34 protein-coding genes and 2 pseudogenes are annotated in these 25602 nt (G+C 69.1%); 5 read left to right on the plus strand and 31 right to left on the minus strand.

The features are described from left to right. From MKK60_RS11430 to MKK60_RS11450, 5 genes and pseudogenes are all read left to right on the plus strand, one after another. A pseudogene (locus MKK60_RS11430) lies at positions 1 to 243 on the plus strand (chemotaxis protein); the annotation flags it as partial. 16 nt (positions 244 to 259) lie between these two features. Then, entirely contained in the window at positions 260 to 2617 is a 2358-nt protein-coding gene (locus MKK60_RS11435; RefSeq protein WP_243985850.1) for a response regulator, read from the plus strand. Beyond that, on the plus strand, positions 2614 to 3690 hold the full coding sequence (gene cheB / locus MKK60_RS11440; RefSeq protein WP_281407521.1) for a chemotaxis-specific protein-glutamate methyltransferase CheB: 1077 nt from the start codon (positions 2614 to 2616) through the stop codon (positions 3688 to 3690). The genes MKK60_RS11435 and cheB overlap by 4 nt, the downstream gene beginning before the upstream one ends. After that, complete coding sequence (locus MKK60_RS11445; RefSeq protein WP_243933490.1) at positions 3687 to 5420, plus strand: response regulator; 1734 nt, start codon at positions 3687 to 3689, stop codon at positions 5418 to 5420. Before cheB ends, MKK60_RS11445 begins: the two co-directional genes overlap by 4 nt. After that, positions 5417 to 7282 (plus strand): response regulator, encoded by a 1866-nt coding sequence (locus MKK60_RS11450; protein ID WP_243985860.1) that lies wholly within the window; start codon positions 5417 to 5419, stop codon positions 7280 to 7282. Before MKK60_RS11445 ends, MKK60_RS11450 begins: the two co-directional genes overlap by 4 nt. Positions 7283 to 7475: 193 nt before the next feature. On the opposite strand, the gene rplQ is transcribed toward MKK60_RS11450, so the two are convergent. The 31 genes and pseudogenes from rplQ to tuf form a co-directional block, all read right to left on the minus strand. Beyond that, positions 7476 to 7892, minus strand: coding sequence for a 50S ribosomal protein L17 (gene rplQ / locus MKK60_RS11455; RefSeq protein ID WP_147725840.1), 417 nt, complete (start codon positions 7890 to 7892; stop codon positions 7476 to 7478). A 149-nt stretch (positions 7893 to 8041) separates the two neighbouring features. Beyond that, a complete protein-coding gene (locus MKK60_RS11460; RefSeq protein WP_147725841.1) occupies positions 8042 to 9061 on the minus strand; it encodes a DNA-directed RNA polymerase subunit alpha in 1020 nt (339 codons plus the stop codon). Between the two features lie 104 nt (positions 9062 to 9165). Beyond that, positions 9166 to 10038 (minus strand): MBL fold metallo-hydrolase, encoded by an 873-nt coding sequence (locus MKK60_RS11465; RefSeq protein ID WP_243985862.1) that lies wholly within the window; start codon positions 10036 to 10038, stop codon positions 9166 to 9168. Between the two features lie 17 nt (positions 10039 to 10055). Then, on the minus strand, positions 10056 to 10445 hold the full coding sequence (gene rpsK / locus MKK60_RS11470; RefSeq protein WP_147725843.1) for a 30S ribosomal protein S11: 390 nt from the start codon (positions 10443 to 10445) through the stop codon (positions 10056 to 10058). A 172-nt stretch (positions 10446 to 10617) separates the two neighbouring features. Next, complete coding sequence (gene rpsM, locus MKK60_RS11475) at positions 10618 to 10986, minus strand: 30S ribosomal protein S13 (RefSeq protein WP_147725844.1); 369 nt, start codon at positions 10984 to 10986, stop codon at positions 10618 to 10620. Positions 10987 to 11290: 304 nt separating this feature from the next. Further along, entirely contained in the window at positions 11291 to 11521 is a 231-nt protein-coding gene (locus MKK60_RS11480) for a hypothetical protein (RefSeq protein WP_243985864.1), read from the minus strand. A gap of 26 nt (positions 11522 to 11547) precedes the next feature. After that, the gene (locus MKK60_RS11485) at positions 11548 to 12150 is read right to left on the minus strand and encodes an adenylate kinase (protein WP_147842710.1); all 603 of its coding nucleotides are present in this window, start codon (positions 12148 to 12150) and stop codon (positions 11548 to 11550) included. A gap of 191 nt (positions 12151 to 12341) precedes the next feature. Further along, positions 12342 to 13685: a preprotein translocase subunit SecY gene (gene secY, locus MKK60_RS11490; protein ID WP_147725847.1), complete on the minus strand. Its 1344-nt coding sequence runs from the start codon at positions 13683 to 13685 to the stop codon at positions 12342 to 12344. A gap of 137 nt (positions 13686 to 13822) precedes the next feature. After that, on the minus strand, positions 13823 to 14347 hold the full coding sequence (rplO, locus tag MKK60_RS11495; RefSeq protein WP_243985874.1) for a 50S ribosomal protein L15: 525 nt from the start codon (positions 14345 to 14347) through the stop codon (positions 13823 to 13825). Between the two features lie 10 nt (positions 14348 to 14357). Continuing rightward, a complete protein-coding gene (gene rpmD / locus MKK60_RS11500; protein ID WP_147725849.1) occupies positions 14358 to 14549 on the minus strand; it encodes a 50S ribosomal protein L30 in 192 nt (63 codons plus the stop codon). 12 nt (positions 14550 to 14561) lie between these two features. Further along, the gene (gene rpsE, locus MKK60_RS11505; protein ID WP_147725850.1) at positions 14562 to 15149 is read right to left on the minus strand and encodes a 30S ribosomal protein S5; all 588 of its coding nucleotides are present in this window, start codon (positions 15147 to 15149) and stop codon (positions 14562 to 14564) included. A gap of 96 nt (positions 15150 to 15245) precedes the next feature. Then, positions 15246 to 15608, minus strand: a complete 363-nt coding sequence (rplR, locus tag MKK60_RS11510) for a 50S ribosomal protein L18 (protein ID WP_147842713.1) — start codon at positions 15606 to 15608, stop codon at positions 15246 to 15248. Between the two features lie 12 nt (positions 15609 to 15620). Then, entirely contained in the window at positions 15621 to 16154 is a 534-nt protein-coding gene (gene rplF / locus MKK60_RS11515) for a 50S ribosomal protein L6 (protein WP_147725852.1), read from the minus strand. Positions 16155 to 16177: 23 nt separating this feature from the next. Continuing rightward, positions 16178 to 16573 carry a 30S ribosomal protein S8 gene (rpsH, locus tag MKK60_RS11520; protein ID WP_147725853.1) on the minus strand — a complete coding sequence of 132 codons (396 nt, stop codon included), beginning with the start codon at positions 16571 to 16573 and terminating at the stop codon, positions 16178 to 16180. A gap of 10 nt (positions 16574 to 16583) precedes the next feature. Next, a complete protein-coding gene (gene rpsN / locus MKK60_RS11525) occupies positions 16584 to 16889 on the minus strand; it encodes a 30S ribosomal protein S14 (RefSeq protein WP_147725854.1) in 306 nt (101 codons plus the stop codon). 43 nt (positions 16890 to 16932) lie between these two features. Continuing rightward, positions 16933 to 17499 carry a 50S ribosomal protein L5 gene (rplE, locus tag MKK60_RS11530; RefSeq protein WP_147725855.1) on the minus strand — a complete coding sequence of 189 codons (567 nt, stop codon included), beginning with the start codon at positions 17497 to 17499 and terminating at the stop codon, positions 16933 to 16935. Then, positions 17492 to 17806 carry a 50S ribosomal protein L24 gene (rplX, locus tag MKK60_RS11535; protein ID WP_147842714.1) on the minus strand — a complete coding sequence of 105 codons (315 nt, stop codon included), beginning with the start codon at positions 17804 to 17806 and terminating at the stop codon, positions 17492 to 17494. The genes rplE and rplX overlap by 8 nt, the downstream gene beginning before the upstream one ends. Continuing rightward, entirely contained in the window at positions 17806 to 18174 is a 369-nt protein-coding gene (gene rplN / locus MKK60_RS11540; RefSeq protein ID WP_147725857.1) for a 50S ribosomal protein L14, read from the minus strand. The genes rplX and rplN overlap by 1 nt, the downstream gene beginning before the upstream one ends. Before the next feature lie 240 nt (positions 18175 to 18414). Beyond that, positions 18415 to 19818: an AAA family ATPase gene (locus MKK60_RS11545; protein WP_243985880.1), complete on the minus strand. Its 1404-nt coding sequence runs from the start codon at positions 19816 to 19818 to the stop codon at positions 18415 to 18417. A gap of 261 nt (positions 19819 to 20079) precedes the next feature. After that, positions 20080 to 20343, minus strand: a complete 264-nt coding sequence (rpsQ, locus tag MKK60_RS11550; RefSeq protein WP_147725858.1) for a 30S ribosomal protein S17 — start codon at positions 20341 to 20343, stop codon at positions 20080 to 20082. An 11-nt stretch (positions 20344 to 20354) separates the two neighbouring features. Next, complete coding sequence (rpmC, locus tag MKK60_RS11555) at positions 20355 to 20570, minus strand: 50S ribosomal protein L29 (RefSeq protein ID WP_147725859.1); 216 nt, start codon at positions 20568 to 20570, stop codon at positions 20355 to 20357. A gap of 13 nt (positions 20571 to 20583) precedes the next feature. Beyond that, positions 20584 to 20997 (minus strand): 50S ribosomal protein L16, encoded by a 414-nt coding sequence (rplP, locus tag MKK60_RS11560; RefSeq protein ID WP_147725860.1) that lies wholly within the window; start codon positions 20995 to 20997, stop codon positions 20584 to 20586. A gap of 47 nt (positions 20998 to 21044) precedes the next feature. After that, positions 21045 to 21785, minus strand: coding sequence for a 30S ribosomal protein S3 (rpsC, locus tag MKK60_RS11565; RefSeq protein ID WP_147725861.1), 741 nt, complete (start codon positions 21783 to 21785; stop codon positions 21045 to 21047). A gap of 10 nt (positions 21786 to 21795) precedes the next feature. Further along, complete coding sequence (gene rplV / locus MKK60_RS11570) at positions 21796 to 22182, minus strand: 50S ribosomal protein L22 (RefSeq protein ID WP_147725862.1); 387 nt, start codon at positions 22180 to 22182, stop codon at positions 21796 to 21798. Position 22183: 1 nt separating this feature from the next. Further along, the gene (gene rpsS, locus MKK60_RS11575) at positions 22184 to 22462 is read right to left on the minus strand and encodes a 30S ribosomal protein S19 (RefSeq protein ID WP_147725863.1); all 279 of its coding nucleotides are present in this window, start codon (positions 22460 to 22462) and stop codon (positions 22184 to 22186) included. Between the two features lie 5 nt (positions 22463 to 22467). After that, on the minus strand, positions 22468 to 23304 hold the full coding sequence (gene rplB, locus MKK60_RS11580; RefSeq protein WP_147842717.1) for a 50S ribosomal protein L2: 837 nt from the start codon (positions 23302 to 23304) through the stop codon (positions 22468 to 22470). Between the two features lie 26 nt (positions 23305 to 23330). Further along, positions 23331 to 23627: a 50S ribosomal protein L23 gene (locus MKK60_RS11585; protein ID WP_147725865.1), complete on the minus strand. Its 297-nt coding sequence runs from the start codon at positions 23625 to 23627 to the stop codon at positions 23331 to 23333. Then, positions 23624 to 24244 carry a 50S ribosomal protein L4 gene (gene rplD, locus MKK60_RS11590; RefSeq protein WP_147842718.1) on the minus strand — a complete coding sequence of 207 codons (621 nt, stop codon included), beginning with the start codon at positions 24242 to 24244 and terminating at the stop codon, positions 23624 to 23626. Before rplD ends, MKK60_RS11585 begins: the two co-directional genes overlap by 4 nt. Beyond that, the gene (gene rplC / locus MKK60_RS11595) at positions 24244 to 24978 is read right to left on the minus strand and encodes a 50S ribosomal protein L3 (protein ID WP_147725867.1); all 735 of its coding nucleotides are present in this window, start codon (positions 24976 to 24978) and stop codon (positions 24244 to 24246) included. Before rplC ends, rplD begins: the two co-directional genes overlap by 1 nt. Before the next feature lie 50 nt (positions 24979 to 25028). Beyond that, positions 25029 to 25337 (minus strand): 30S ribosomal protein S10, encoded by a 309-nt coding sequence (gene rpsJ / locus MKK60_RS11600; RefSeq protein ID WP_018044230.1) that lies wholly within the window; start codon positions 25335 to 25337, stop codon positions 25029 to 25031. 127 nt (positions 25338 to 25464) lie between these two features. Next, positions 25465 to 25602 (minus strand): annotated as a pseudogene (gene tuf / locus MKK60_RS11605) (elongation factor Tu); the annotation flags it as partial.

A 25602-nucleotide genomic window follows, 5' to 3' on the forward strand; every position in this document is an offset into this window, starting at 1 on the left:
ACCCAGCGCACGATCGAGGAGATCACCGGGCGGGTGGAGGAGAACGTGCAGAGCTTCCAGCAGATCGTGGCGTCGACCAACCAGCAGCAGATCGGCATCGAGCAGGTGATGGGCGCCCTGCAGAACATCCGACAGGCGAGCCAGCAGACCGCCGCCGGCACCCGCGAGGTCGAGGCGGCCTCGGCCAACCACACCGAGCTCGCAGGAGCCCTCATGGCCCTCGCCGAACGCTACCGGCATTGACCGGCGGGCGGACGCCGTGACCGACATCCGCCAGCTGCTGCTCGCGGCCTTCGAGGTCGAGCACCGCGAGCACATCGATGCGATCCGCGCGGCTCTAGGAACCGACGGCACCGGCCGCGCGCCCGACTGGAACGACATCTTCCGCCGGGCCCACAGCCTCAAGGGCGCCTCCCGGGCCGTCGACCTGCCGCCGGTCGAGGCGGTGGCGCATCGCCTGGAGAGCCTGTTCGAAAAGGTCTCGGCCGGCGCCGCCCTCGATCGCGAGGCCAGGAACGCGACCCATCTCGCCCTCGATCGCATCGAAGCCTACGTCGCCGGGATGAAGGCCGACCCGGACGTCGCGATGCCGGCCGACGCCATCGCGGCGCTCGACCGCTGCCTCGCGGGCGCCCGGGCACCGGACGCGACGAAACCCTCGCCGGCGGAGATCGAGCCGCCGGTCGAGGCCGAACCGCCGGTCTCGGCAAGACCGCCCGCCGAGCCGAAATCCGCCGCGCACTCCTCGCCCGCTGCGCCGCCGTCCGGCGTCGAGCCGCCCGCCGAGGCCGGCCCGGCCTTTCTGCGCGTGCCCGCCGACGCAGTCGAGGCGCTGACCCGGGCGAGCCACGAGCTCGCGAGCACGCTCGGCGTCGGATCCGCGATCTCCGACGGGCTCGCCCGGCTCGCGCGCCTGTCCGAAGACCTGCGGCGGCAGGCCGAGGCGTCGTTCGCGCGCGGTGCGGTGTCCAACCTCGCCCGGCTCCTGCGGCAGGAAGCCGGACGCGATGCCGGGTCGGACAGGGACGAAGCGGTCGGCCTCGCGGTGGAGGCCGTCCGCACCGAGATGCGCGGCGTCGAGGCGAGCCTCGCCGGCCTGGCACGGGAGGCGGCCGACCTGTCGCGCCGTCAGGTCGCGGCGGCCGGTGCCGTCGAGGGGGCGGCGGCCCGCGTCGGCCTTCAGGCCGAGCGCCTCGCCCTGGTGCCGGCCGAGACCGTGTTCGGAAGCTTCCCCCGCTCGCTCCGCGAGACCGCGCGCGAGCAGGGCCGCGAGATCGATCTCGCCGTCCGCGGCCTCGACCTGCCGGTCGACCGCGCGATGCTGCAGGCGCTCAAGGACCCGGTGCTGCACGCCTTGCGCAACGCGCTCAGCCACGGCGCGGAACCGCTCGACATCCGCCGGGCGGCGGGAAAGCCCGACGCGGCGGCGATCCTGTTCGAGGTCGCGATCCGCGGCGGCCGCCTCGTCGTGTCGGTGGCGGACGATGGCCCCGGCCCCGACCTCGCGGCGATCGAGGCGACGGCCCTGCGCCGCTTGCTGCTCCGCCCGGGGGATCCGACCGATCCGCAGGCCCTGCTCGCTCTGGTCTTCGAGCCGGGCTTCTCGACCGCCGCGGCGGTCGACGCCCTGTCCGGGCGCGGTTTCGGCCTCTCGGTGGTCGCCGACGCCGCCCGCGCGCTCCAGGGCAGCGTCCGGCTGGAGCCGCGCGAGCCCTGGGGCAGCATCCTCACCATCTCGGCGCCGCTCTCGGCGGCACGACGCGCGATGCTCCTCGTCGAGGCGGGTGGAGCGACCTACGCGCTGCCCAGCGCCGCGGTCGAGCGCCTGCTGCGCCTCGATCGGGCCGGCCTGCCGCAGGCGATGGGCCGCCCGGTGCTGCGCGTGCCCGGCGCGGGCGGCGCCGAGGAGACCTTCCCGATCGTCGCCCTGGCCGAGATCCTCGGCGGCCCTGCCTCCGCGAGCCCGCACCTGACCGCGATCCTGGTGCGGGCCGGCGGCCGCCGCTTCGCGCTGGCCGTCGACGCGCTCTACGACGTGCGCACCCTCCTCGTGCTGCCGGCGCCGCCGGTCGGCGCCGAGTCCGGGCTCGTCGCCGGCACCGTCATCCTGCCCGGCGACGTGCCCGCCCTGGTGCTCGATCCCGACGGGCTCGCCGCGCGGGTGGGTGCCGCCGGCGCGGCGGCGAGGCCGGTCGACGGGGTCGCAGATGCTGGCGGAACGTTGGCGGAGGCGCCACGTTCGAAACACCGCGCGACGATTCTCGTCGTCGACGATTCGATCACCACCCGCACCCTGGAGAAGGGCATCTTGGAAGCCGCCGGCTATCGCGTGGTCGTGTGCGTCGACGGCCAGGACGCCCTCGACCGCCTGCACGCCGACATCGAGGTGTTCGACCTCGTGCTCGCCGACGTGGAGATGCCGCGGCTCGACGGCTTCGGCCTGCTCGCCGCGATCCGCGCCGAGACGCGGTTCGCGCGCCTGCCGGTGGTGCTGATGACCTCGCGGGGCGACGCAGCCGACGTCGCCCGCGGCCTCGACCTCGGCGCCGACGCCTACCTCACCAAGCAGAAGTTCGACCAGCGCCAGCTCCTCGACACCATCGGGCAGCTGTTGTGAGCGAGCCGGTCCGCGTCATGCTGGTCGAGGACAGCCTGGTGGTGCGCGAGCTGCTGCGCCACATCCTCTCCCGCGATCCCCGCCTGGCCTGCGTCGCCGCCGTCGCATCGGGCGAGGAGGCCCTGTCGGCGATCGACAGCGTGCGGCCCGACGTGATCTCGATGGACATCCGCCTGCCCGGCATCGACGGGCTCGAGACCACCCGCCGCATCATGTCCGAGCACCCGACGCCGATCGTGGTGATCGCCGATTCGGTCGAGGATTCCTCGCTGCGCATCTCGATGAACGCCCTGCGGGCCGGCGCGCTGTCCGTGGTCGAGAAGCCGGTGGCGACGACCCATGCCGGCTACGACGCGGTCGCCGGCGAGATCTGCACCCAGCTGCGCATCATGGCGCAGGTCCCGGTGATCCGCCGCCGCCCGATCGGCACCGAGTGGCTCGGGCGCACCGCGGCGGCCGCGTCCGCACCCGCGGCGAACCTGCCGCCAACCGTCCTGGCGATCGCCGCCTCCACCGGCGGCCCGCCGGCGCTCGCCCGCGTGATCGGGGCGCTGCCCGAGACGTTCCCGCTGCCGGTGCTGGTGGTCCAGCACATGGGCGCGGCCTTCATGGACGGGTTCGCGACCTGGCTCGGCGGCGTGGTGCCGATGCCCGTCACGGTCGCCCGCGACGGCGAGCGGGCCGAGCCCGGCCGGGTCTACGTCGCCCCGGGCGACCGCCACCTGGAGCTGGGGCCGGGCCGGATCCTGCGCATCCTCGACAGCCTGCCGGTCTCCGGCCAGCGACCGGCGGCGACCGTGCTGTTCCGCTCGGTCGCGCGGCAGGCGGGCGCGACGGGGCTCGGCGTTCTGCTCACCGGCATGGGCGAGGACGGGGCGCTCGGCCTGCTCGACATGCATGCCGCCGGCGCGCAGACGGTGGCCGAGCACGAGAGCACGGCGGTCGTCTACGGCATGCCGGCGGCGGCCGTGCGCCTGAAGGCCGCCCGCGCCGTCCTGCCCCTCGACCGCGTCTCGGCCCATGTCCTCAAGCTCGCCATGCCCGGGGCCGGCTCGCAGGACCGGCCGGCATGAACGGCGCGGCCGGCACGGCGACGGAGGCCGCCCGGATCCTTCTGGTCGAGGATTCGGAGACGCAGGCGCTGGAGCTTCGCTTGCTGCTGGAGAGCCACGGCTTCCAGGTCGAGCGCTGCCCGACCGCGGAAGCCGCGCTCGACCACCTCAACCACGGCCTGCCCGACCTCGTCGTCGCCGACTACCACCTGCCGGGCATGAACGGCGACGAGCTGACGCGCCAGCTGCGCCTCTCGCTGCGCACCCGCGCCCTCCCCCTGCTGATGCTCACCGGCGCCCGCGACGGCGAGCGCCAGGGCCTCGAGAGCGGCGCCGACGCCTACGTCGCCAAGTCCGGCGACCGCGACCTGCTGATCCTGCGCATCCGCGCGCTCCTGCGCGAGCGCCTGGGCAGCGTGGCGCCCGGCAGCGCAGAGACCCCGTCGGCCGCCGCCTTCCGGCGCGGGCGCGTGCTGGTGATCGACGGCAGCGCCACCTACCGCACCTTCCTCGCAGGCCTGCTCGGCCAGGACGGCCACGCCGTCACCGCCAGCGCGGGGCCGGACGAGGCGCTCGCCGTCCTCGACGCCGAGGGCGAGGCGACGGCCTTCGACTGCGTCACCGTCGACCTGCTCGGCCCGGCCTTCGACGGCCTCGCCCTGTGCCGGGCCATCGACCAGCGCCGCGGCGTCCGGGTGGCCGGCGCCGGGTTCCACCTCGTCGGGGTCGCCGGCAGCAACCCCCCCAAGGATTTCCTCGTCCAGGCCTACGCCGCGGGCGCCGACGACGTGGTCTCGAAGTCCGATGCCGAGGTGCTGGCGCTGCGGGTGCGCGGCCTCGTGCGGCGCCGCTTCCTGGAGGAGGACGACCGCCGCATCGCCGGCGAGTTCGGCGCCCGGCAGCAGGCGGTCGAGCGCGCGCGCGCCGAGGCCGAGGCCGCGGAGGCGCGCGCTCGGCTGGCCGACGCCCTCGAGCGCGCCAACGACGACCTCGCGCTCGCCAACCGCAAGCTCACCGACGCGCAGGCCAAGCTCGTCCAGGCCGCCAAGATGGCCTCGCTCGGCGAGCTGGTCGCCGGCATCGCCCACGAGATCAACAACCCGCTGGCCTTCATCCTCGCGCATCAGGGCACCGTCGAGCGCGTGCTCGGCGAACTGCCGATGCCCGAATCCGACCCCGCGGCGCAGAAGGGCCTGGCCAAGGCGCGCGACCGCGTCGGTGCGATGCGCATGGGCCTGACCCGCATCCAGGACCTGGTCCTGAACCTGCGCAAGTTCTCGCGGCTCGACGAGGGCGAGCGCTCCCTGGTCAACGTGCCGGAGGCGATCGAGACGGTGCTGGCGCTGATCCAGCACAAGCTCGGCTCGCGCATCGCCGTCGAGCGCGACTTCGCGGGGCGCCCCGAGATCCATTGCACCCCGGCGCTGCTCAACCAGGTGGTGATGAACATCCTCGGCAACGCCGCCGACGCGATGCCCGAGGGCGGGCGGATCCGCGTCGTCACCGAGACCACGCCCGAGACCGACCTGATCCGGATCAGCGACACCGGCCCCGGCATCCCCGAGGACCTGCGCGAGAAGATCTTCGAGCCGTTCTTCACCACCAAGCCGGTCGGGGCCGGGACCGGGCTCGGCCTCGCGATTGCCTACAGCGTGGTTCAGGCGCATAGCGGCTCGCTCACGGTGGAGACGGCTCCCGGCGGCGGGGCCTGCTTCGTGATCGGGATTCCGAGGCAGACGGCGACCGTATGACCAGAGGCACGATCCTGGCCGTCGACGACGAGCCGGACATCCTGATCGCCCTCGAGGACCTGTTCGAGGACACCTACCGCATCGTCACGACGACGAAGCCGGCGGACGCCCTCGCCATCCTGCGCGACGATCCCGACATCGCCGTCGTCCTGTCCGACCAGCGCATGCCCGGCATGACCGGCGACGCGCTGCTGGCCGAGATGCGCGGGTTCCACGAAGCCCAGGCGATCCTGCTCACCGGGTACGCCGACATCACCGCCGTGATCGGCGCGCTGAACCGCGGCGGGATCAGCGGCTACGTCGCCAAGCCCTGGGACGCGGACCTTCTGCGCGGCACCGTGCGCAACGCCTTCGAGCGCCATGCGCTCGGGCGGGAGCTCGCCACCGAGCGGGCCCTGCTGCGCGGCCTGCTCGACCATTCCGAGGACGCGATCTCGTTCAAGGACGCGGCCGGGCGCTTCCTGCGCCTCAACGCCCGAAAGGCGGCGCTGCTCGGCCTCGACGTCGCGGGCTGCCTCGGCCGCAGCGAAGCCGAGCTGCCCGGGACGCGCGCCGCCGAGAGCGCCGAGGCCGACGCCGCCGCGATCCGCTCGGGCGAGGTTGGCGACGTCGTCTCCGCGGAAGGGCCGATCGGCGCCGAGCGCTGGAGCCACGTGGTCCGGGTCCCGATCCGCGGCCCCTCCGGCGCGATCGCGCATCTCGCCACGATCGAGCGCGACGTCACCGAGCAGAAGGGCTTCGAGGCCCGCCTGCGCCAGTCCGACAAGATGCAGGCGCTCGGCACCCTCGCCGGCGGCATCGCGCACGACTTCAACAACCTGCTGACCGCGATCCTCGGCAGCCTCGAGCTCGCCGCGCCGAAGGTTCATGAGCAGCCCCGCGTGCTGCGGCTGATCGAGAACGCGCGGGGCGCGGCCGAGCGCGGCGCCTCGCTGACCAAGCGCCTGCTGAGCTTCAGCCGCGCCAACGACCTGCGTGCCCGGCCGACCGACGTGAACGCCCTCGTCGAGGGCATGTCGGCGCTGCTCGGGCGCAGCCTCGGCGGGCTCGTCACCGTCGAGACCAGGCTCGGCAGCGATCTCGGCCCGGTTCAGGTCGACCCCGACCAGCTCGAGCTTGCGATCCTCAACCTCTGCATCAACGCCCGCGACGCCATGCGCGAGGGCGGCATGATCGTCATCGAGACGGCGGCGCTGACGATCGAGGACGATCCGGACGTGCGGAGCGGCGCCTATGTCGGCGTATCGGTGAGCGATGCCGGCGAAGGCATCCCGCCGGAGATCCTGGCGCGGGTCTGCGAGCCGTTCTTCACCACCAAGGCCGTCGGCCAGGGCACCGGCCTCGGCCTCGCGATGGTGTTCGGCCTCGCCCAGCAATCCCACGGCCGCCTGCGGATCGACAGCCGGGTCGGGCACGGCACCCGCGTCGACCTCGCCCTGCCGCGGGCCTCCGCGGCCGTCGTGGCGGACGAGGCCGACGTCGCGGTCGCGCCGGCGGCGGCACGTGCGGCGGCCATCCTGGTGGTGGACGACGACGCCGAGGTCCGGCACGTCACCGCCTCGTTCCTCAACGGGTTCGGTTACGACGAGATCGAGGCCTCGGACGGCGCGGCCGCGCTCGCGATGATGGAGCAGCGCCGCTTCGACCTCGTGGTCGCCGACCTCGCGATGCCCGGCATGACCGGCGTCGAGCTGGCGGCCGAGGTGCGGAGCCGCTGGTCCGAGGTCCCTGTGCTGATCCTGACGGGGCACGCGGAGGCGGTGGAGATCCCGCACGACCTGCCGGTGCTGACGAAGCCGTTCCAGTCGGCCGAGCTCGCCCGCCGCGTCTCCTTGCTGCTGGGCGACGCGCCCGGCACCTGACGCGTCGGCCCGGCCGTCCGTCCCGACGGAAACGCGTTCGAAGCGCGTCCGTCCCCGAGAAACGCCGGCCTCGACCGTATGCGCTCGCCGCATCGCGGTCGTCCCGGAACGAGCATCGCGCAACGGCCTCGGGCCAACGAAAAAGGCGGCCTCTCGGCCGCCTTTCTTCGAACTCGTGCTGTCGAGGCGCCGATCAGGCCGCTTCGCTCTCGCCGCCGAGCACCGGGCCCGAATCCTTGCCGCGGGCGCTGACGTCGCGGTCGACGAACTCGATCACGGCGAGCGGGGCGTTGTCGCCCTTGCGGAAGCCGGCCTTCATGATGCGGCAGTAGCCGCCCGGACGGGCCGTGTAGCGCGGGCCGAGCACCGTGAAGAGCTTCTTGACCATGTCGTGGTCGCGGATCTGCGACATGGCGAGACGGCGGGTGTGAACGCTGTCGATGCGGCCGAGCGAGATCAGCTTCTCGATGACCGGGCGCAGGTCCTTGGCCTTCGGCAGCGTGGTGATGATCTGCTCGTGCTTGATCAGCGCGGCGGACATGTTGGCGAACATCGCCTTGCGGTGCTCGGTGGTGCGGTTGAAACGACGACCGCGGAATCCGTGACGCATGTTGGCTCTCCTGGTTTTTGCGGTCGCCGTGCCACGGTACGACCGTCATCTTGAAGGCAAATAGGGAGTAGCGAGTAGCGAATAGAGTGCAGCGGAACCGGGGCGCCCTATGGACACCTCTATTCGCTACTCCTACTCGCCATTCGCCCTCAGTAGTGCTCCTCGAAGCGCTTGGCGAGATCCTCGATGTTCTCCGGCGGCCAGCCGGGGATGTCCATCCCGAGGTGCAGACCCATCCCGGCCAGCACTTCCTTGATCTCGTTGAGCGACTTGCGGCCGAAGTTCGGGGTGCGCAGCATCTCGCCCTCGGACTTCTGGATGAGGTCGCCGATGTAGACGATGTTGTCGTTCTTCAGGCAGTTCGCCGAACGCACCGAAAGCTCGAGCTCGTCGACCTTCTTGAGCAGCGCCGGGTTGAAGGGCAGCTGCGGCGCGAGCGGCGCGGCCTCCTCCTTGCGCGGATCCTCGAAGTTCACGAACACCTGGAGCTGGTCCTGGATGATGCGCGCGGCGTAGGCCAGCGCATCCTCTGGCGACACCGCACCGTTGGTCTCGACGGTCATCGTCAGCTTGTCCTTGTCGAGATCCTGGCCCTCGCGGGTTGTCTCGATGCGGTAGCTGACCTTGGTCACCGGCGAGAACAGCGCGTCCACCGGGATCAGGCCGATCGGCGCGTCCTCGGGGCGGTTGCGCTCGGCCGGCACGTAGCCCTTGCCGGTGGCGACCGTGAACTCCATCCGGATCTCGGCGCCGTCGTCCAGCGTGCAGATCACGAGGTCGGGGTTCAGGATCTGGATGTCGCCGACCGTGCCGATGTCGCCGGCGGTGACGAGGCCCGGGCCGGTCTTGCGCAGGGTCATGCGCTTCGGGGCGTCGGTCTGCGAGCGGATGGCGATCGTCTTGATGTTCAGGACGATGTCGGTGACGTCCTCGCGGACGCCCGGGATCGAGGAGAATTCATGCAGGACGCCGTCGATCTGGACCGAGGTCACGGCCGCGCCCTGGAGGGAGGACAGCAGCACCCGGCGCAGCGAGTTGCCGAGCGTCGTGCCGAAGCCGCGCTCCAACGGCTCGGCCACGACGGTGGCGACCCGCTTCGGGTCGTCGCCGGTCGAGACCTGCAGCTTGTTGGGCTTGATCAGCTCTTGCCAGTTCTTCTGAATGACCACGATCCTACCTCTCCTGACGCACGAACCCGCGACGTCCGGGTCCGCGCTTCGGCCGATCGACGCTGCCCCCAGCGTCGATCGGTCCCTAAAAGACTGCTCCGGGCCTACGCCTCGTCGGCGACCCAGAGATCCGGCACGAACCGGTATCCGTCCCCATCCCGCGACACGGTGCCGACGGCCGGGAATTCGAGATGCGAGCCGGCGATGCGGGTCCCGTCGGCCGCCAGATCCGCGAGGATCGCCTTGCGGGTCGCCCGCGCCTGGTCGCCGTCGACATCGAAGCCGACGCCCGCCTCGGGTTGCTTGAACTGGATCGCCGGCAGGTGCACCACATCGGTGAACACCAGGAGCGACTTGTCCCCCGAAACGATCCGGAAACCGCAATGGCCCGGCGTATGGCCGGGCAGGTGCACCGCGGTGATGCCCGGCAGGACTTCCCCGCCGGACTGCTCGCGCACCCGGGCGGCATAGGGTGCCAGCGCCTTGCGGGCGTTCTCGAAATACGGCTTTGCCCCGTCCGGTGCGGCGGCGAGCGCCGCATCGGGGAGCCAATACGCCGCCTCGTCCGAATGCAGCACGATCTCCGCGTTCGGGTAGGCGGCCTTCCCGTCGACCACCAGCCCACCGATATGGTCGGGATGGCAGTGCGTGACGAGAACGGTCTCGATCGCCTCGGGCGCCACGCCCGCGACAGCGAGCGCTGCGGGCACGCGACCCATGGTCGGCGGACCGAACGACCCGTAGCCGGAATCGATCAGCACCGGCTTGCGGCCGGGGCCCGTCAGCAGGAATGCGTTGAGCATCACCCGCGGCTCCTGCGTACGGAAGCCGGCGCGCTGCAGCGCGCCGGCTTCGTCCTTCGAGATGCCCGTGATGAGATCGAGGGAGCCCTGAAACCAGCCGTCGTTGAGCACGGTGAGCGTGATGTCACCGACGCTCCAGCGCTTGACGCCGGGAAGGATCTTCGTATCCGCCACGTGTGTCTCCGTCCGCCTCAGACGCGCCGACGCTTGCGCGGGCGGCAGCCGTTGTGCGGGATCGAGGTGACGTCACGGATCGAGGTCACGGTGAAGCCCGCGGCCTGGAGGGCGCGGAGCGCCGACTCGCGGCCCGAGCCGGGCCCGGAGACCTCGACCTCGAGGGTGCGCATACCGTGCTCGGCGGCCTTGCGGGCCGCGTCCTCGGCGGCGACCTGCGCGGCGTAGGGGGTCGACTTCCGCGAGCCCTTGAAGCCCATGGCGCCCGAGGAGGACCACGAGATCGTGTTGCCCTGCGCGTCGGTGATGGTGATCATCGTGTTGTTGAACGAGGCGGCGACGTGCGCCACGCCCGAGACGATGTTCTTGCGTTCGCGCCGGCGGACGCGGGTCGGTTCCTTGGCCATCTTTTCGATACCTGTCCTTCAAGCGCACCCGTAATTCCAGGTGCTCGGGATTCTCGTATGGGTTCGGTCGGCACATTTGCGGAGTGCCGCCCCGTCACGCCGGCTCCCGTCGAGGGAGATCCGGCACGATGCATGGGAGGCCGCGCCGCGCGCAGCCTCCGAATTCGTAGGCTTACTTCTTCTTGCCGGCGATCGGCTTGGACTTGCCCTTGCGGGTGCGCGCGTTGGTGTGCGTGCGCTGGCCGCGGACCGGCAGGTTGCGGCGATGGCGCAGGCCGCGGTAGCAGCCGAGGTCCATCAGGCGCTTGATGTTCATCGAGACGTCGCGGCGAAGGTCGCCCTCGACGAGGTAGTCGCGATCAATCGTCTCGCGGATCTGCAGCACCTCGGCGTCGGTGAGCTGGTTCACGCGGCGCTCGGCCGGGATACCGACCTTCTCCGTGATCTCCTCGGCCTTCTTCGCGCCGATGCCGTGGATGTACTGGAGCGCGATGACGACGCGCTTGTTGGTCGGGATGTTAACGCCGGCGATACGGGCCAAGGTCATGCTCCATGTGGCGTACGGGCGATCGCCCGGGCCGTCCTGTGGGAAAGCGTGCGTCCGGTGGAGGCCGGCCCCTGCACGCCCGTCAACGACAAATCGGCCCGCGGCCGCCCCTTGGAGGGCACCTCGGACCAACGGCTGTGCAGACGAAGACCGGCCTGCTAGCGCGGGCCGGCGGTGATGTCAACGGTTCGGCACGATAAGACGCCGCGCCGGGCCCGGCGGGCGCGCCCGGCGCGCTGCATCGTCCCCATCGTGTCACCTGGCGAACCGCAGGGGCGTGGGTGTCTTCGGGTCGACGTCAGAAGCGCTGGTTAAGCTGGCGGCAATACCCGCCGTTGTCGCGAAAGCCGGCCGGGCAGCGCCGCACGCACGCGCCGGCCACGAACTTCAGCGGCGGCCTGCACAGGCGGCCAGTCGTCCGTCGCTCGTACTGATACGATTGCGCCGGGCCGGCCCACGCCGCCATCGGCATCGCGCCGACCGTCAGGGTCAGCGCTGCGAGGATCGCCCGAGCCGCATGCGTCGACATGATCATGGGTCCCCGGAAGGATGGCTTCAGGACGCCACGCCTTCGCGATGCGACTCGAGGATCGCCATCAGCGAATCCGTCACCGCGTCGATCGGCGCCATGCCGTCTACGGTCTGCAGCATCCCGGCGCGCTCGTAATAGGCCGAGAGCGGGGCGGTCTGGATCCGGTAGGCCTCGAGACGCGAGGCGAACACCTCGGGGGTGTCGTCCTTCCGCACCGGCTGTCCGCGGGCGGCGGTCTCCTCCGCCCGTTTGGCGATGCGGCCGACCAAGACCTTCTCATCGACCTTGAACTCGATCACGGTCGAGAGATGCAGGCCCTTCTCGTCCAGCATCACGTCGAGGGCCTTGGCCTGCTCGACGGTGCGGGGAAAGCCGTCGAGGATGAACCCGCCGCGCGCATCCGCCTCCTCGATCCGGTCGGCGACGATGCCGACGACGATCGCGTCGGACACGAGGCCGCCGCTCTCCATCACTGCCTTCGCCTGGAGTCCGACCGGTGTTCCGGCAGCGACGGCCGCGCGCAGCATGTCGCCGGTGGAAAGCTGCGGGATGCCGAATCGCGCGACGATCCGCTCGGACTGTGTCCCCTTCCCCGCGCCGGGTGGTCCGAGCAGAATGATCCGCATGGGCGTTATCCTCGTCCGTGCCCGTCTCTCAGGGCTTCTTGGCGCGCGGCGACTCCGTGTCGGCGTCGTTCCCGCGTCGGCGTTGCTTGTAGCGGCTTCCGCCGGACGGGCGAGCGGGCAAATCGCTGTCCACTCGTCATTCCGGCGATTGTGTCTCTCGTGTCGCCGAGCCGGATCGCCCGACGTGCCGCTCAGCGCCGCCGCTGGGTCGTCGACGCACCGCGCAGCTTGGCCTTCTTGACGAGGCCCTCGTACTGGTGCGCCATCAGGTGCCCGTGGATCTGCGCCACGGTGTCCATCGTCACCGAGACGACGATGAGCAGCGACGTGCCGCCGAATCCGAGGCTGGCGGAGGCGTAGGAGGCGATGATCTCCGGCACTAGGCAGACGAAGGTCAGGTAGAGCGCGCCGATCAGGGTGATGCGCGTCAGCACCTTGTCGATGAACGCCGCGGTGCGCTCGCCGGGCCGGATGCCGGGGATGAAGCCGCCATGCTTCTTCAGATTGTCGGCGGTCTCCTGCGGGTTGAAGACCACCGCGGTGTAGAAGAACGCGAAGAAGATGATCAGCGCGGCGTAGAGCGCCATGTAGAGCGGACGGCCGTGGCCGAGATAGGTCGTGACCGTCGCCAGCACGCCGGTGCCCTGGTTGGCCGAGAAGCTCGCCACGGTGGCAGGCAGCAGCAGGAGCGACGAGGCGAAGATCGGCGGGATCACGCCCGAGGTGTTGAGCTTCAAGGGCAGGAACGACGTCTGGCCCTCGTACATCCGGTTGCCGACCTGGCGCTTGGGATAATTGATCAGCAGCCGGCGCTGGGCGCGCTCCATGAACACGATGAAGTAGACGAGGCCGATCGCGGCGACGCCGACGCCGAGGATTACCGCCGAGGACAGCGCGCCGGTGCGCGACAGCTCGAGCGCACCGATGATGGCGGTCGGCAGGTGGGCGACGATGCCGGCGAAGATGATCAGCGACGAGCCGTTGCCGATGCCGCGCGAGGTGATCTGCTCGCCGATCCACATCAGGAACAGCGTGCCGCCGGTGAGCGTGATCACGGTCGAGGCGAGGAAGAACGGGCCGGGATCGATCGCGGCGCTCGACCCCTGGAGGCCGACGGCGATGCCCCAGGACTGGACCAGCGCCAGCACCACCGTGAGGTAGCGGGTGTACTGGTTGATGACCTTGCGGCCGGACTCGCCCTCCTTCTTCAGCGTCTCGAGGCTCGGGATCACCGAGGTAAGCAGCTGGATGATGATCGAGGCCGAGATGTACGGCATGATGTTGAGCGCGAAGATCGCCATGCGCTCGACGGCACCGCCGGAGAACATGTTGAACAGCCCGAGCACGCCGCCGGCCTGCTGCTGGAAGTTGCGCGCGAACTGCTCCGGGTCGATGCCGGGGATCGGGATATAGGTCCCGAGCCGGAACACCACGAGCGCGCCGAGGGTGAACCAGATGCGCTTCTTGAGCTCATCCGCCTTCGCGATGGCACCGAAATTGAGGTTCGCGGCGAGCTGCTCGGCGGCTGAGGCCATGGCCTGTGTCCTGATGATGGGTCACGAGGGAGCCGCGGGGCATCCCTGAAAACGGGAGCGGCGGCCGCATGCGAGGTCGCACGGGCCGCCGCTCGAAGCTTCGACTTAAGGGGTCGCTCCCGGCGAGGCAACCGCGCTCAGGCGGTCGCTTCGCCCTTGCCGCCCAAGTCCTTGCCACCCTTGCCGCGGACCGAGACGCCGGCGCCGTAGGCGACGACGACGCTGCCGCCGGCCTTCTCGACCGCCTCGACCGCCGACTTCGACGCGCGAGTCACCTCGAAGGCGACCTTCGCGGTCAGCTCGCCGACGCCGAGCAGCTTCACGCCGTCGCGAAGACGAGCGATGATCCCGGCCTGCACGAGGGCCTCGACCGTCACGGTCGCGGTCTTGTCGAGCTTGCCGGCGTCGATCGCCTGCTGCACCCGGCCGAGATTCACCTCGTTGAGGTCGGTCGAGTAGAGGTTGTTGAAGCCGCGCTTCGGCAGGCGACGGTGAAGCGGCATCTGGCCGCCCTCGAAGCCCTTGATGGCCACGCCGGTCCGGGCCTTCTGACCCTTCACGCCGCGCCCTGCGGTCTTGCCCTTGCCGGAACCGATGCCTCGGCCGACGCGCATCCGGTTCTTGGTTGCGCCTTCGTTGTCGCGGATCTCGTTGAGCTTCATCGCGCCCTCCTCAAGCCGCGTCGTCGAGGACGCGCACGAGGTGCGCGACCTTTCGGATCATGCCGCGAACGGCGGGGGTGTCCTCGAGCTCGGAGACACGGTGAAGCTTGTTCAGCTTCAGGCCCACCAGCGTCTGGCGCTGGGAGGCCTCGCGGCGGATCGGGGAACCAATCTGCTCCACGCGGACAGTCTTGCTAGCCATGCTGCCCTCCCCTTACGCGACTGCGGCTTCGGACTGGTCGGACGGGTCCGAATCGGTGCGCCGCGCCTGGAGCGTGGACACCTTGAGACCGCGACGACCGGCGACCGAGCGCGGGCTGTCCTCGTTCTTCAGCGCCTCGAAGGTGGCGCGCACGAGGTTGTAGGGGTTCGAGGAGCCGAGGCTCTTGGCCACGACGTCCTGCATACCGAGCGTCTCGAACACGGCGCGCATCGGGCCGCCGGCGATGATGCCGGTGCCCTGCGGAGCCGCGCGGAGGATCACCTTGCCGGCGCCGTGACGGCCCTGCACGTCGTGGTGCAGCGTCCTGCCCTCACGGAGCGAGATGCGGACGAGGCCGCGCTTGGCGGCTTCGGTCGCCTTGCGGATCGCCTCGGGGACTTCGCGGGCCTTGCCGTGGCCGAAGCCGACGCGGCCCTTCTGGTCGCCGACGACGACGAGCGCGGCGAAGCCGAAGCGACGGCCGCCCTTCACCACCTTGGCGACGCGGTTGATGTGGACGAGCTTGTCCACGAACTCGCTGTCGCGCTCCTCGCGGTCGTCGCGGCGGCCGCGGCCACCGCCTTCACGTTCACGTGCCATGTTGCTTCCGTTTCATCTCACTGGCGCGGGCGGCGGGCCCGCTCGCTTGAATCGTCATCGCCGGAGGCGGACACGCCGCCTCCGCACCGCCGAGATTTAGAAGTCGAGGCCACCCTCGCGGGCGGCTTCGGCCAGAGCCTTGATCCGGCCGTGGTACTGGTAGCCCGAGCGGTCGAACACGACCTTCGAGACGCCGGCGGCCTTGGCGCGCTCGGCGACGAGCTTGCCCACCGCCGAGGCGGCGGCGACGTCGGCGCCGGTCTTCAGGTCGGCGCGCAAGCCCTTGTCGATCGACGAGGCGGCGGCGAGCGTGACGCCCGCCGCATCATCGATGACCTGGACGTAGATCTGCTTCGACGAGCGGAACACCGACAGGCGCGGCCGGCCGTTGGCGGAGGCGCGGAGCGCCCGGCGCACCCGCGCCTTGCGGCGATCGAGGGCTTCGAGTTTGCGTGACATGTCTCAGCCCCCTTACTTCTTCTTGCCTTCCTTGCGGAAGATGAACTCGCCGGCGTACTTCACGCCCTTGCCCTTGTAGGGCTCGGGACCGCGGTAGTCGCGGATCTCCGCGGCGACCTGGCCGACGACCTGGCGGTCGATGCCGGAGATCGTGATCTCCGTCGGCTTCGGCGTCACGATCGTGATGCCGGCCGGGATCTGGTACTCGATGTCGTGGCTGTACCCGAGCGAGAGCTTGAGCGCCTTGCCGGCCATCGCGGCGCGATAGCCGACGCCGGTGATCTCGAGCTTCTTCTCGAAGCCCTTGGACACGCCCTCGACGAGGTTCGCGACCTGGGCCCGCGAGGTGCCCCAGAGCGAACGCGCCGCCTTGGACTGGTCCTTCGGGGTCACCGTGATCGCGCCGTCCTCGAGCGCCACGTCGACCAGCGAAGGAACCACGAACTGCAGCTCGCCCTTCGAGCCCTTCATCTTCACCGTCTGACCCGTGACCGACGCGGTGACGCCGGCCGGAACGGGGACGGGCTTCTTGCCTACGCGAGACATCTGCCTCTCTCCTTATCCGGGGATCAGAACACCTTGCAGAGCACTTCGCCGCCGACGTTGCGCTCGCGCGCCTCGTGGTCGGCCATGACGCCCTGCGGGGTGGACACGATGGTGACGCCGAGACCGTCGGCGACGCGCGGCAGATCGCCGACGGCCGAGTAGACGCGGCGGCCGGGCTTCGACACGCGCTGGATCGAGCGGATGACGGGCTGGCCGTCGTAGTACTTCAGCTCGATCGCGAACTCCGTCCGGCCGTTGCCGAGTTCGGTGGTCGCGAAGTCGCGGATGTAGCCTTCCGACTTCAGCACGTTCAGGACGTTCGCGCGGAGGCGCGAGCCGGGCGTCGAGACGACGTTGCGACGGCGCATCTGGCCGTTGCGGATGCGAGTGAGCATATCGCCCACGGGATCGTTGACCATGGGTGCCTCCTTACCAGCTCGACTTGACGAGGCCCGGGATCAGGCCCCGGTTCCCGAGCTCGCGCAGCGCGATACGCGAGACGCCCATCTTGCGGTAATAGGCGCGCGGCCGGCCGGTGATCTCGCACCGGTTGCGCACGCGGGTCGGCGACGAGTTGCGGGGAAGCTCCGCGAGCTTGAGGCGCGCCTCGAAGCGCTCCTCCATCTCGAGGGACTCGTCGTTGGCGGTCGCGAGCAGGGCCTGGCGCTTCGCAGCGAAGCGCTTGACCAGCTCCTTCCGGTGGTTATTCTGTTCGACTGAACTCTTCTTTGCCATTGTCTATCCTCCGGTGTCCGCGTCTAGGTATCCCGAGGGACGCCTACTGCCGGAACGGGAATTGGAAGGCGGCGAGGAGAGCGCGGGCTTCCTCGTCGGTGGTGGCGGTGGTGGCGACGACGATGTCCATGCCCCAGGTCTGCTCGGCCTTGTCGTACGAGATCTCCGGGAACACGAGGTGCTCCTTGAGGCCGAGCGCGTAGTTGCCGCGGCCGTCGAACGACTTCGGGTTCAGGCCGCGGAAGTCGCGGACGCGCGGCAGCGCGATCGTGACGAGGCGATCCATGAACTCGTACATCTTCTGGCGGCGCAGGGTGACCTTGCAGCCGATCGGCATGCCCTCGCGGACCTTGAAGGTGGCGATCGGCTTGCGGGCCTTGGTGATGACCGGCTTCTGGCCGGCGATCAGCGCCAGGTCGCCGGCGGCGACGGTGGCCTTCTTCGAGTCCGCGGTGGACTCGCCGACGCCCATGTTGATGACGATCTTGTCGATCCGCGGAACCTGCATCGGGTTCTTGTAGCCGAACTGCTCGATGAGCTTCTGGCGGATGACCTCGTCATAGTGGGCGCGCAGGCGCGGGACGTAGGCGTCCTTGTTGGCCTCAGCCATCGATCTGATCCCCCGTGGTCTTGGCGAAGCGGACCTTGCGGCCGTCTTCGAGGATGCGGAAACCCACGCGGGTCGGCTTGCCGTTCGCGTCCTGCAACGCGAGGTTCGAGAGCTGGATCGCGGCCTCCTTGGAGATGATGCCGCCTTCCTGGTTCTGGCTCTGCTTCTGGTGCTTCTTGACCAGGTTGATCCCGCGGACGAGCGCCTTGTCGTCCTTCGGCATCACCTGGATGACCTCGCCGGAGCGACCGGAATCGCGACCGGTGAGGACGACGACGGTGTCGCCCTTCTTGATCTTGGCTGCCATCACAGCACCTCCGGAGCCAGCGAGATGATCTTCATGTGGTTGCGGGCGCGCAGCTCGCGCGGCACCGGCCCGAAGATGCGGGTCCCGATCGGCTCCTTCTGATTGTTGATCAGCACGGCCGCGTTCTTGTCGAAGCGGATCACCGAACCGTCGGGACGCTTCACTTCCTTGGCGGTCCGCACGACCACCGCCTTCATGACGTCGCCCTTCTTGACGCGGCCGCGCGGGATCGCCTCCTTGATGGACACGACGATGATGTCGCCCACGCCGGCATAGCGCCGCTTCGACCCGCCCAGCACCTTGATGCACATCACGCGACGCGCACCCGAGTTGTCGGCGACGTCCAGATTCGTCTGCATCTGGATCACAGGAGTGACCTTTCCTTGTTTCAGGCGGGTTTCCGCACACGGGCGGTATTGCCCGGCGGACGACGCCTGATGGGGATCTGATGTCCCCGGCTCATATGACAGACCGCGCTATCGGCGCTTATCCAGCGCCGGCGCGGTCACCGCGTACGAAGGGCGCGAACACCCCTCTCACTTGTCGCGAAGGGGTGCCCACTACACCACGGGGCGCAGGGGCGCAAGACTTTCCGTGCCGGCCCCGGCCTAATCCGTGCCGAGCTCCAGATCCTCGTGGCAGCCGTCCAGGGGTGGGGCGCCGGCACGCCCGGCGCGCTTCGGAGCATTCGACAGGCCAATGATTCGGCGGCCGATCCGGTTTCCGTTCTCCGAGGCTTCGGTCAGGACGTCTGCGACGGTGGCGCGGTCCACCGCATCGTCATGTCCGCCGGAGAGCGAAGCCTGGGACAGACGCCGAACCATCTCCTTGACGAAGGCGGCGCTCGCTCCCTCCGACAGCGCGACCGCGTCGTCGATGGCCCCCTCCTCGAAGCTCAGGGCGCCTCCGTAGAGGGCGATCAGCCGTGCGCGGCAGGCGGCGTCGGGATTCGCGATCTCGATGGCCTCGTCGACGCGTCCCGGACGCGACGCGAGGGCCTCCTCGATCTCCTCGGGCCGGTTGGTGGTCAGGAGGAAGAGGATGTCCGCATCGTCGCCCAGGCCGTCCATCTCGTTGAGCAGACGGTTCAACAGGACCTCCGTCTTCGGGCTGTTCATGCCCTCCCGCGAGCGCCCGACCAGATCCACGTCCTCCAGCACGACGATGCTCGGCTGCAGGGTGCGCGCAAGCAGCATGTACGCGGTCAGGTTCTGCACCTGCTCGGCGGTGATCAGGATCGTGGTCCGATCCGGGAGGTTCGAGGCGACGTACCGGATCACGTGGGTCTTCCCGGTGCCGGGCGGCCCATAAAGGAGCAGACCCTTCCGGATCGACTGCCCGAGGCGGCGCAGACCGGCGCGATGCCGGTCGAACGCGAAGACGTGGCGATCCAGGCGCGCCATCGTGGCGTCGTCGAGGATGATCGCCTCTCGGGCCACCGGCGACAGCTTATGGACGGACATCTCCGTACTCATGCCGGAATAGTCGGATCCACCCTCGAAGGAGAGGACCTTGCCGCGATACAGGATCGAATTCGCGCCCGCCTCTTGAATACGTTTTAGAAACGTGCGCGCGAACGCCTGAGCTTCGGATCCCGGCAGCGTTGCGATCTCGACCTGAGCGAACTTGCCCGACCTGAAGTTGGAATACTGCGACAGGAGCACCGCGACCGGCTGGCCGTCGACCTGGAACAACCAAAGGCCGGTGTTCAACGCCGGGAACGGTTCGCTCTCCCCGATGTCAACGTCGCGATACTGCAACGGCGTGATCGCGATGGCCTGATCATTGCCGCGGACCAGCAGGCCGGAGATCGTCAGCGGACGCTGTTCGTAGGGTTGGTGGACGCCCAACAGGATCGGGGCGTACGGGTTCACCTGTGCAAGCGTCTCTGCCTGCAGGTCCGGAAGCAGGTGAATGCCGAAGACACGCCTCGAACTAACGATCCCGTTCACGTCCTCGGCGCCGAAGAAGCCGAGGAGGGCTTCCCAAGCGCGATTGGCGTTTTTCAGCATGCGGCTCATCCTCGTTCAGAGGACCTTCCTCCCGTCAGCGACGCGCGACGGCCGGCTCCTCGTGAGGATTGTGCGACGAGGCCCCAAAAGCGCCACCGGCCGACTCGCCGGTCATGGGGAGATCGAGATTGATGGGTCGAACCCAAGCCGCGGTCGAATCGTCGAACGCTCGACACGGTTGGGCACCGACGTCGTTCTCGGATCAGATACGAAAAAACGGGCGCAGAATCCTGCGCCCGTCTCACGGTCCGTCCAAGACGATCAGGCGGCCGCGGGAGCCTCGGCCGACGCGGCTTCGCCCTCGACGAGCTTCCAGGTCTTGGTCTTGGAGAAGGGCCGGCACTCCTCGATGAACACCGTGGCCCCGACCTTGGCGGCGTTCGCCTCGTCATGGGCATGGTAGTTCTTCGAGCGGCGAACGGTCTTCTTCATCACCGGGTGGGTGAAGCGGCGCTCCACCTTCACGACGATGGTCTTCTCGCCCTTGTCGCTGACGACGACGCCCTGCAATACGCGCTTCGGCATGATGAAACTCCTCAGGCCGACGTCGCCTGCAGCGTCTTCTGACGCTGCAGGGTGCGGACGCGGGCGATGTCGCGACGGACTTCGCGGACGCGGGCGACGTTCTCGAGCTGGCCGGTGGCCCCCTGGAAGCGCAGGTTGAACTGCTCCTTCTTGAGGTTCAGCAGCTCGTCGCTCAGCTGGTCCGGCGACAGGGCGGCGAGATCCGACTGTCTCTGTGACGACTTCATGATCTGCCTCCCTTTAGTCGGCGATGCGTTGCACGACGCGCGTGCGGATGGGCAGCTTGGCGGCGCCCAGGCGGAGCGCCTCCTTCGCGATGTCCTCGGCGACACCGTCGACCTCGAACATGATGCGGCCCGGGTGGACGCGGGCGGCCCAGTACTCGGGCGCGCCCTTGCCGGAGCCCATGCGGACTTCGGTCGGCTTCGACGTGACCGGAACGTCGGGGAAGATCCGGATCCAGACCCGGCCCTGACGCTTCATCTCACGGGTGATCGCGCGGCGGGCCGCCTCGATCTGGCGCGCGGTGATGCGCTCGGGCTCCACCGCCTTCAGGCCGAACTGGCCGAAATTCAGGTCGAAGCCGCCCTTGGCCGCACCGGAGATGCGACCTTTGAACTGCTTACGAAACCGGGTCTTCTTGGGTTGCAACATGGCAGCCTCTCAACACCTTCCTTGGCTCGGGGGTCCGACGATCGCGCTTAGGCGTGATCGCGGCGACCGCGACCGCGGTCACCCTCGCCATCGCGCTCGCGACGACCGCCCGAACGGCCGCCCTCTTCCTGCGCCTTCTTATCCTGCGCCATCGGGTCGTGCTCGAGGATCTCGCCCTTGAACACCCAGACCTTGATGCCGCACGTTCCGTAGGTCGTGAACGCGGTGGCCGTGCCGTAGTCGACGTCGGCACGCAGCGTATGCAGGGGCACGCGGCCCTCGCGGTACCATTCCTGGCGGGCGATCTCGGCGCCGCCGAGACGGCCGGAGCAGTTGATCCGGATGCCCTCGGCCCCGAGGCGCATCGCCGACTGCACGGCGCGCTTCATGGCGCGACGGAAGGCTACGCGGCGCTCGAGCTGCTGCGCGATCGAGTCGGCCACCAGCACGGCGTCGATCTCGGGCTTCCGCACCTCGACGATGTTGATGGTCACGTCGGCCTTGGTCATCGTGTTGACCAGCTTGCGCAGCTTCTCGATGTCGGCGCCCTTCTTGCCGATCACCACGCCCGGACGGCCCGAGTGGATGGTGACGCGGCACTTCCGGTGCGGGCGCTCGATGACGATCTTGGAGACCGCCGCCTGCTTGAGCTGCTTCATGAGGGCGGCGCGGATCGCGACGTCCTCGTGCATCAGCTTGACGTATTCGGTCTTGCCGGCGAACCAGCGGGAATCCCAGGTCCGGTTGATGCCGAGCCGGAGACCGATCGGGTTGACTTTCTGACCCATCAGATTCTCCTCAGGCCGCTTCGGCGGTGCGGACTTCGCGAACCACGATGGTGAGGTTCGAGAAAGGCTTCAGGATGCGCGCGCCGCGGCCGCGGGCGCGGGCGTGGAAGCGCTTCAGGACCAGCGCCTTGCCCACGAAGGCCTGGGTGACGACGAGGTCGTCGACGTCCAGGTCGTGGTTGTTCTCGGCGTTGGCGATCGCGCTCTCGAGGCACTTCTTGACCTCGGTCGAGATGCGCTTGCGGGAGAACTCGAGGTCGGCGAGCGCCGACTCGACCTTCTTGCCGCGGATCATCTGCGCGACGAGGTTGAGCTTCTGGGGCGAGACACGGAGCATCCGTGCCACGGCCTTGGCCTCGTTCTCGGGCAGCGCGCGGGGGGTGGCTTGCTTGCCCATGTCAGCGCCTCTTCGCCTTCTTGTCGGCCGCGTGGCCGTGGAAGGTGCGGGTCGGCGAGAACTCGCCGAACTTGTGACCGACCATTTCCTCGGAGACGTAGACCGGGATGTGCTTTTGCCCATTGTGCACACCGAAGGTGAGCCCGATGAACTGCGGCAGGATGGTGGAGCGACGGCTCCAGATCTTGATGACCTCGTTCCGGCTCGACCCGCGAGCCGCCTCGGCCTTCTTGAAGAGGTAGCCGTCGACGAACGGCCCCTTCCAGAGTGAGCGTGCCATGATGGTTACTTCTTGCGGTTGTGGCGGCTGGACAGGATGAAGACGTCGGTCCGCTTGTTCGAGCGGGTCTTCTTCCCCTTGGTCGGCACGCCCCAGGGCGTCACCGGGTTACGGCCGCCCGAGGTGCGTCCCTCGCCGCCGCCGTGCGGGTGGTCGACCGGGTTCATGGCCACGCCGCGGACGTGCGGACGCTTGCCGAGCCACCGGTTGCGCCCGGCCTTGCCGAGCGAGATGTTCATGTGGTCCGGGTTCGAGACCGCACCCACCGTCGCGTAGCACTGGCCGTGGACCAGGCGCTGCTCGCCGGAGTTCAGGCGGAGCGTCACGTAGCCCTGGTCGCGCCCGACGATCTGAGCGTAGTTGCCGGCGGAGCGGGCGACGGCGCCGCCCTTGCCGATCTTCAGCTCGATGTTGTGCACGATCGTGCCCACCGGCATGCCGCCGATCGGCCCGGCATTGCCCGGCTTGATGTCGACGCCCTCGCCCGAGACCACCTTGTCGCCCGGCTGAAGGCGCTGCGGAGCGATGATGTAGCTCTGCTTGCCGTCCGGGTAGTTGATCAGCGCGATGAACGCCGTGCGGTTCGGATCGTACTCGATCCGCTCGACGGTCGCCGACACGCCCGGCTGCGACCGACGCTTGAAGTCGACGAGACGGAGCGAGCGCTTGTGACCGCCGCCGCGGAAGCGGACGGTGATCCGCCCGAGGTTGTTGCGGCCGCCCGAGGACGACTTGCCCTCGGTCAGCGCCTTCACCGGCTTGCCCTTGTAGAGCTCACGGCGGTCGACCAGCACGAGCTGGCGCAGGCTCGGCGTGACCGGTTTGAATGTCTTCAAGGCCATCGGCTTAAATCCCTACCCGGTCTATGTCAGAGGCCGGTCGTGACGTCGATCGTGTCACCTTCGGCGAGGGTCACGACCGCTTTCTTCACGTCCGAACGCTGTCCGCGCATGCCGCGGAAGATCTTCTTCTTGCCCTTGGTCACGAGGGTGTTCACCGCCGTGACCTTGACGTCGAACAGCTTCTCGACCGCTTCCTTGATCTGCGGCTTGGTGGCCTTCGGAGCGACCCGGAAGACGACCTTGTTCTGCTCGGTGAGGTTCGTCGCCTTCTCGGTGATGACCGGGGAGACGATGATGTCGTAGTGGCGCGGATCGGCACTCATTTGAAACGCTCCTCCAGCGCGTCGATCGCGGCGCGGGTCAGCACGAGCGTGTCGCGGCGCAGGATGTCGTAGACGTTGATGCCCTGCACGGGCAGCACGTCGATCATCGGGATGTTGCGGGCGGCGCGGCCGAAGTTCTCGTCGACCTCGGCGCCGCCGATGATCAGCGCGCTCGAGAGACCCATCTTGCCGAAGCGCTCGACGAGACCCTTGGTCTTGTGGTCCTCGATCTTGATGTCGTCGACGACGATGAGGGTCGAGGCCTTGGCCTTGGCCGACAGGGCGTGACGCAGGGCCAGGGCACGGACCTTCTTGGGAAGGTCGTGGCCGTGGTCGCGGACAACTGGGCCGAACGCACGGCCACCGCCGCGGAACTGCGGAGCCGAGGCTGCGCCGTGACGCGCGTTGCCGGTGCCCTTCTGCTTGTACAGCTTCTTGCGGGTCCGGTTCACGTCCGAGCGGTTCTGCACGGCGTGGGTGCCGGCACGACGCTTGGCGAGCTGCCAGCGCACCATGCGCTGGAGCAGGTCGGCGCGGGGCTCGAGGCCGAAGATGGCCTCGTCGAGCTCCACCGAGCCGGCGCCGGCGCCGTCGAGGGTGGTGATATCGAGCTTCATCACGCGTTCTCCTCGGCAGCGGGCGCCTCGGGGGCGGATTGCGGGGCAGCCGACGCGCCGTTCTCACGGAACTTGCCGGGCTGGGGAACTTCGGCCGGAAGCTTGCGCTTCACCGCGTCCCGGATCTGGATCCAGCCGCCGGCGACGCCGGGAACCGCACCCTCGACCAGGATTAGGCCGCGCTCGACGTCCGTGCGGACGACGCGCAGGTTCTGCGTGGTCACGCGGTCGACGCCCATGTGACCGGGCATCTTCTTGTTCTTGAAGGTCTTGCCCGGATCCTGACGCCCGCCGGTCGAACCGATCGAGCGGTGCGAGATTGACACGCCGTGGGTGGCGCGCAGACCGCCGAAGTTCCAGCGCTTGATGCCGCCGGCGAACCCCTTACCCGTGGTCGTGCCCGTCACGTCGACGAACTGGCCCGGGATGAAGTGATCGGCCGTGATCTCGGCGCCCACCGGGATCAGCGCATCCTCGGACACGCGGAACTCGGCGATCTTCTGCTTCGGCTCGACCTTGGCGACCGCGAAGCGGCCACGCTCGGCGGCCGAGACGTTCTTGACCTTCGCCTTGCCGACGCCGAGCTGGACGGCGACGTAGCCGTTCTTCTCGACGGTGCGGTGGGCGACCACCTGGCATTGTTCGATCTTGAGCACGGTGCAGGGAACGTGTTCCCCCGCTTCCGTGAAGATCCGGGTCATGCCGACCTTCTGTGCAATGACGCCTGAGCGCATAAGGTGTCTCCCTCGCGCGATGAAACGGTAAGCTCTAAACCCGGCGGGGCTTAGAGCTTGATCTCCACGTCCACGCCAGCGGCGAGGTCGAGCTTCATCAGCGCGTCCACGGTCTGGGGGGTCGGATCGACGATATCGAGCACGCGCTTGTGGGTGCGCATCTCGAACTGCTCGCGCGACTTCTTGTCGATGTGCGGCGAGCGGTTGACCGTGAACTTCTCGATATGGGTCGGCAGCGGGATCGGGCCGCGGATGGTCGCGCCGGTCCGCTTGGCGGTGGAGACGATCTCGCGGGTGGACGCATCCAGGATGCGATGATCGAACGCCTTCAGGCGGATGCGGATGTTTTGACCGTTCATGACCTAAACCTCGACGGAAACGTGTTGGGCGGGCGCGAGGGCCCTTCCCTCAATCGTCCCCTGACGGATGCTGTGTCCGGGCACCGGCCCATCGTCCCGGGAGACGAAGGGCCGATCTGTCTGACGACTACGCGTTGATGGCGGCGACGACGCCGGCGCCGACGGTTCGGCCGCCCTCGCGGATGGCGAAGCGCAGCTTCTCCTCCATGGCCACCGGCACGATCAGCGTGACGTCCATGGTCACGTTGTCGCCCGGCATCACCAT

Source organism: Methylobacterium sp. J-092 (assembly GCF_022829325.1).
Lineage (GTDB): Bacteria > Pseudomonadota > Alphaproteobacteria > Rhizobiales > Beijerinckiaceae > Methylobacterium.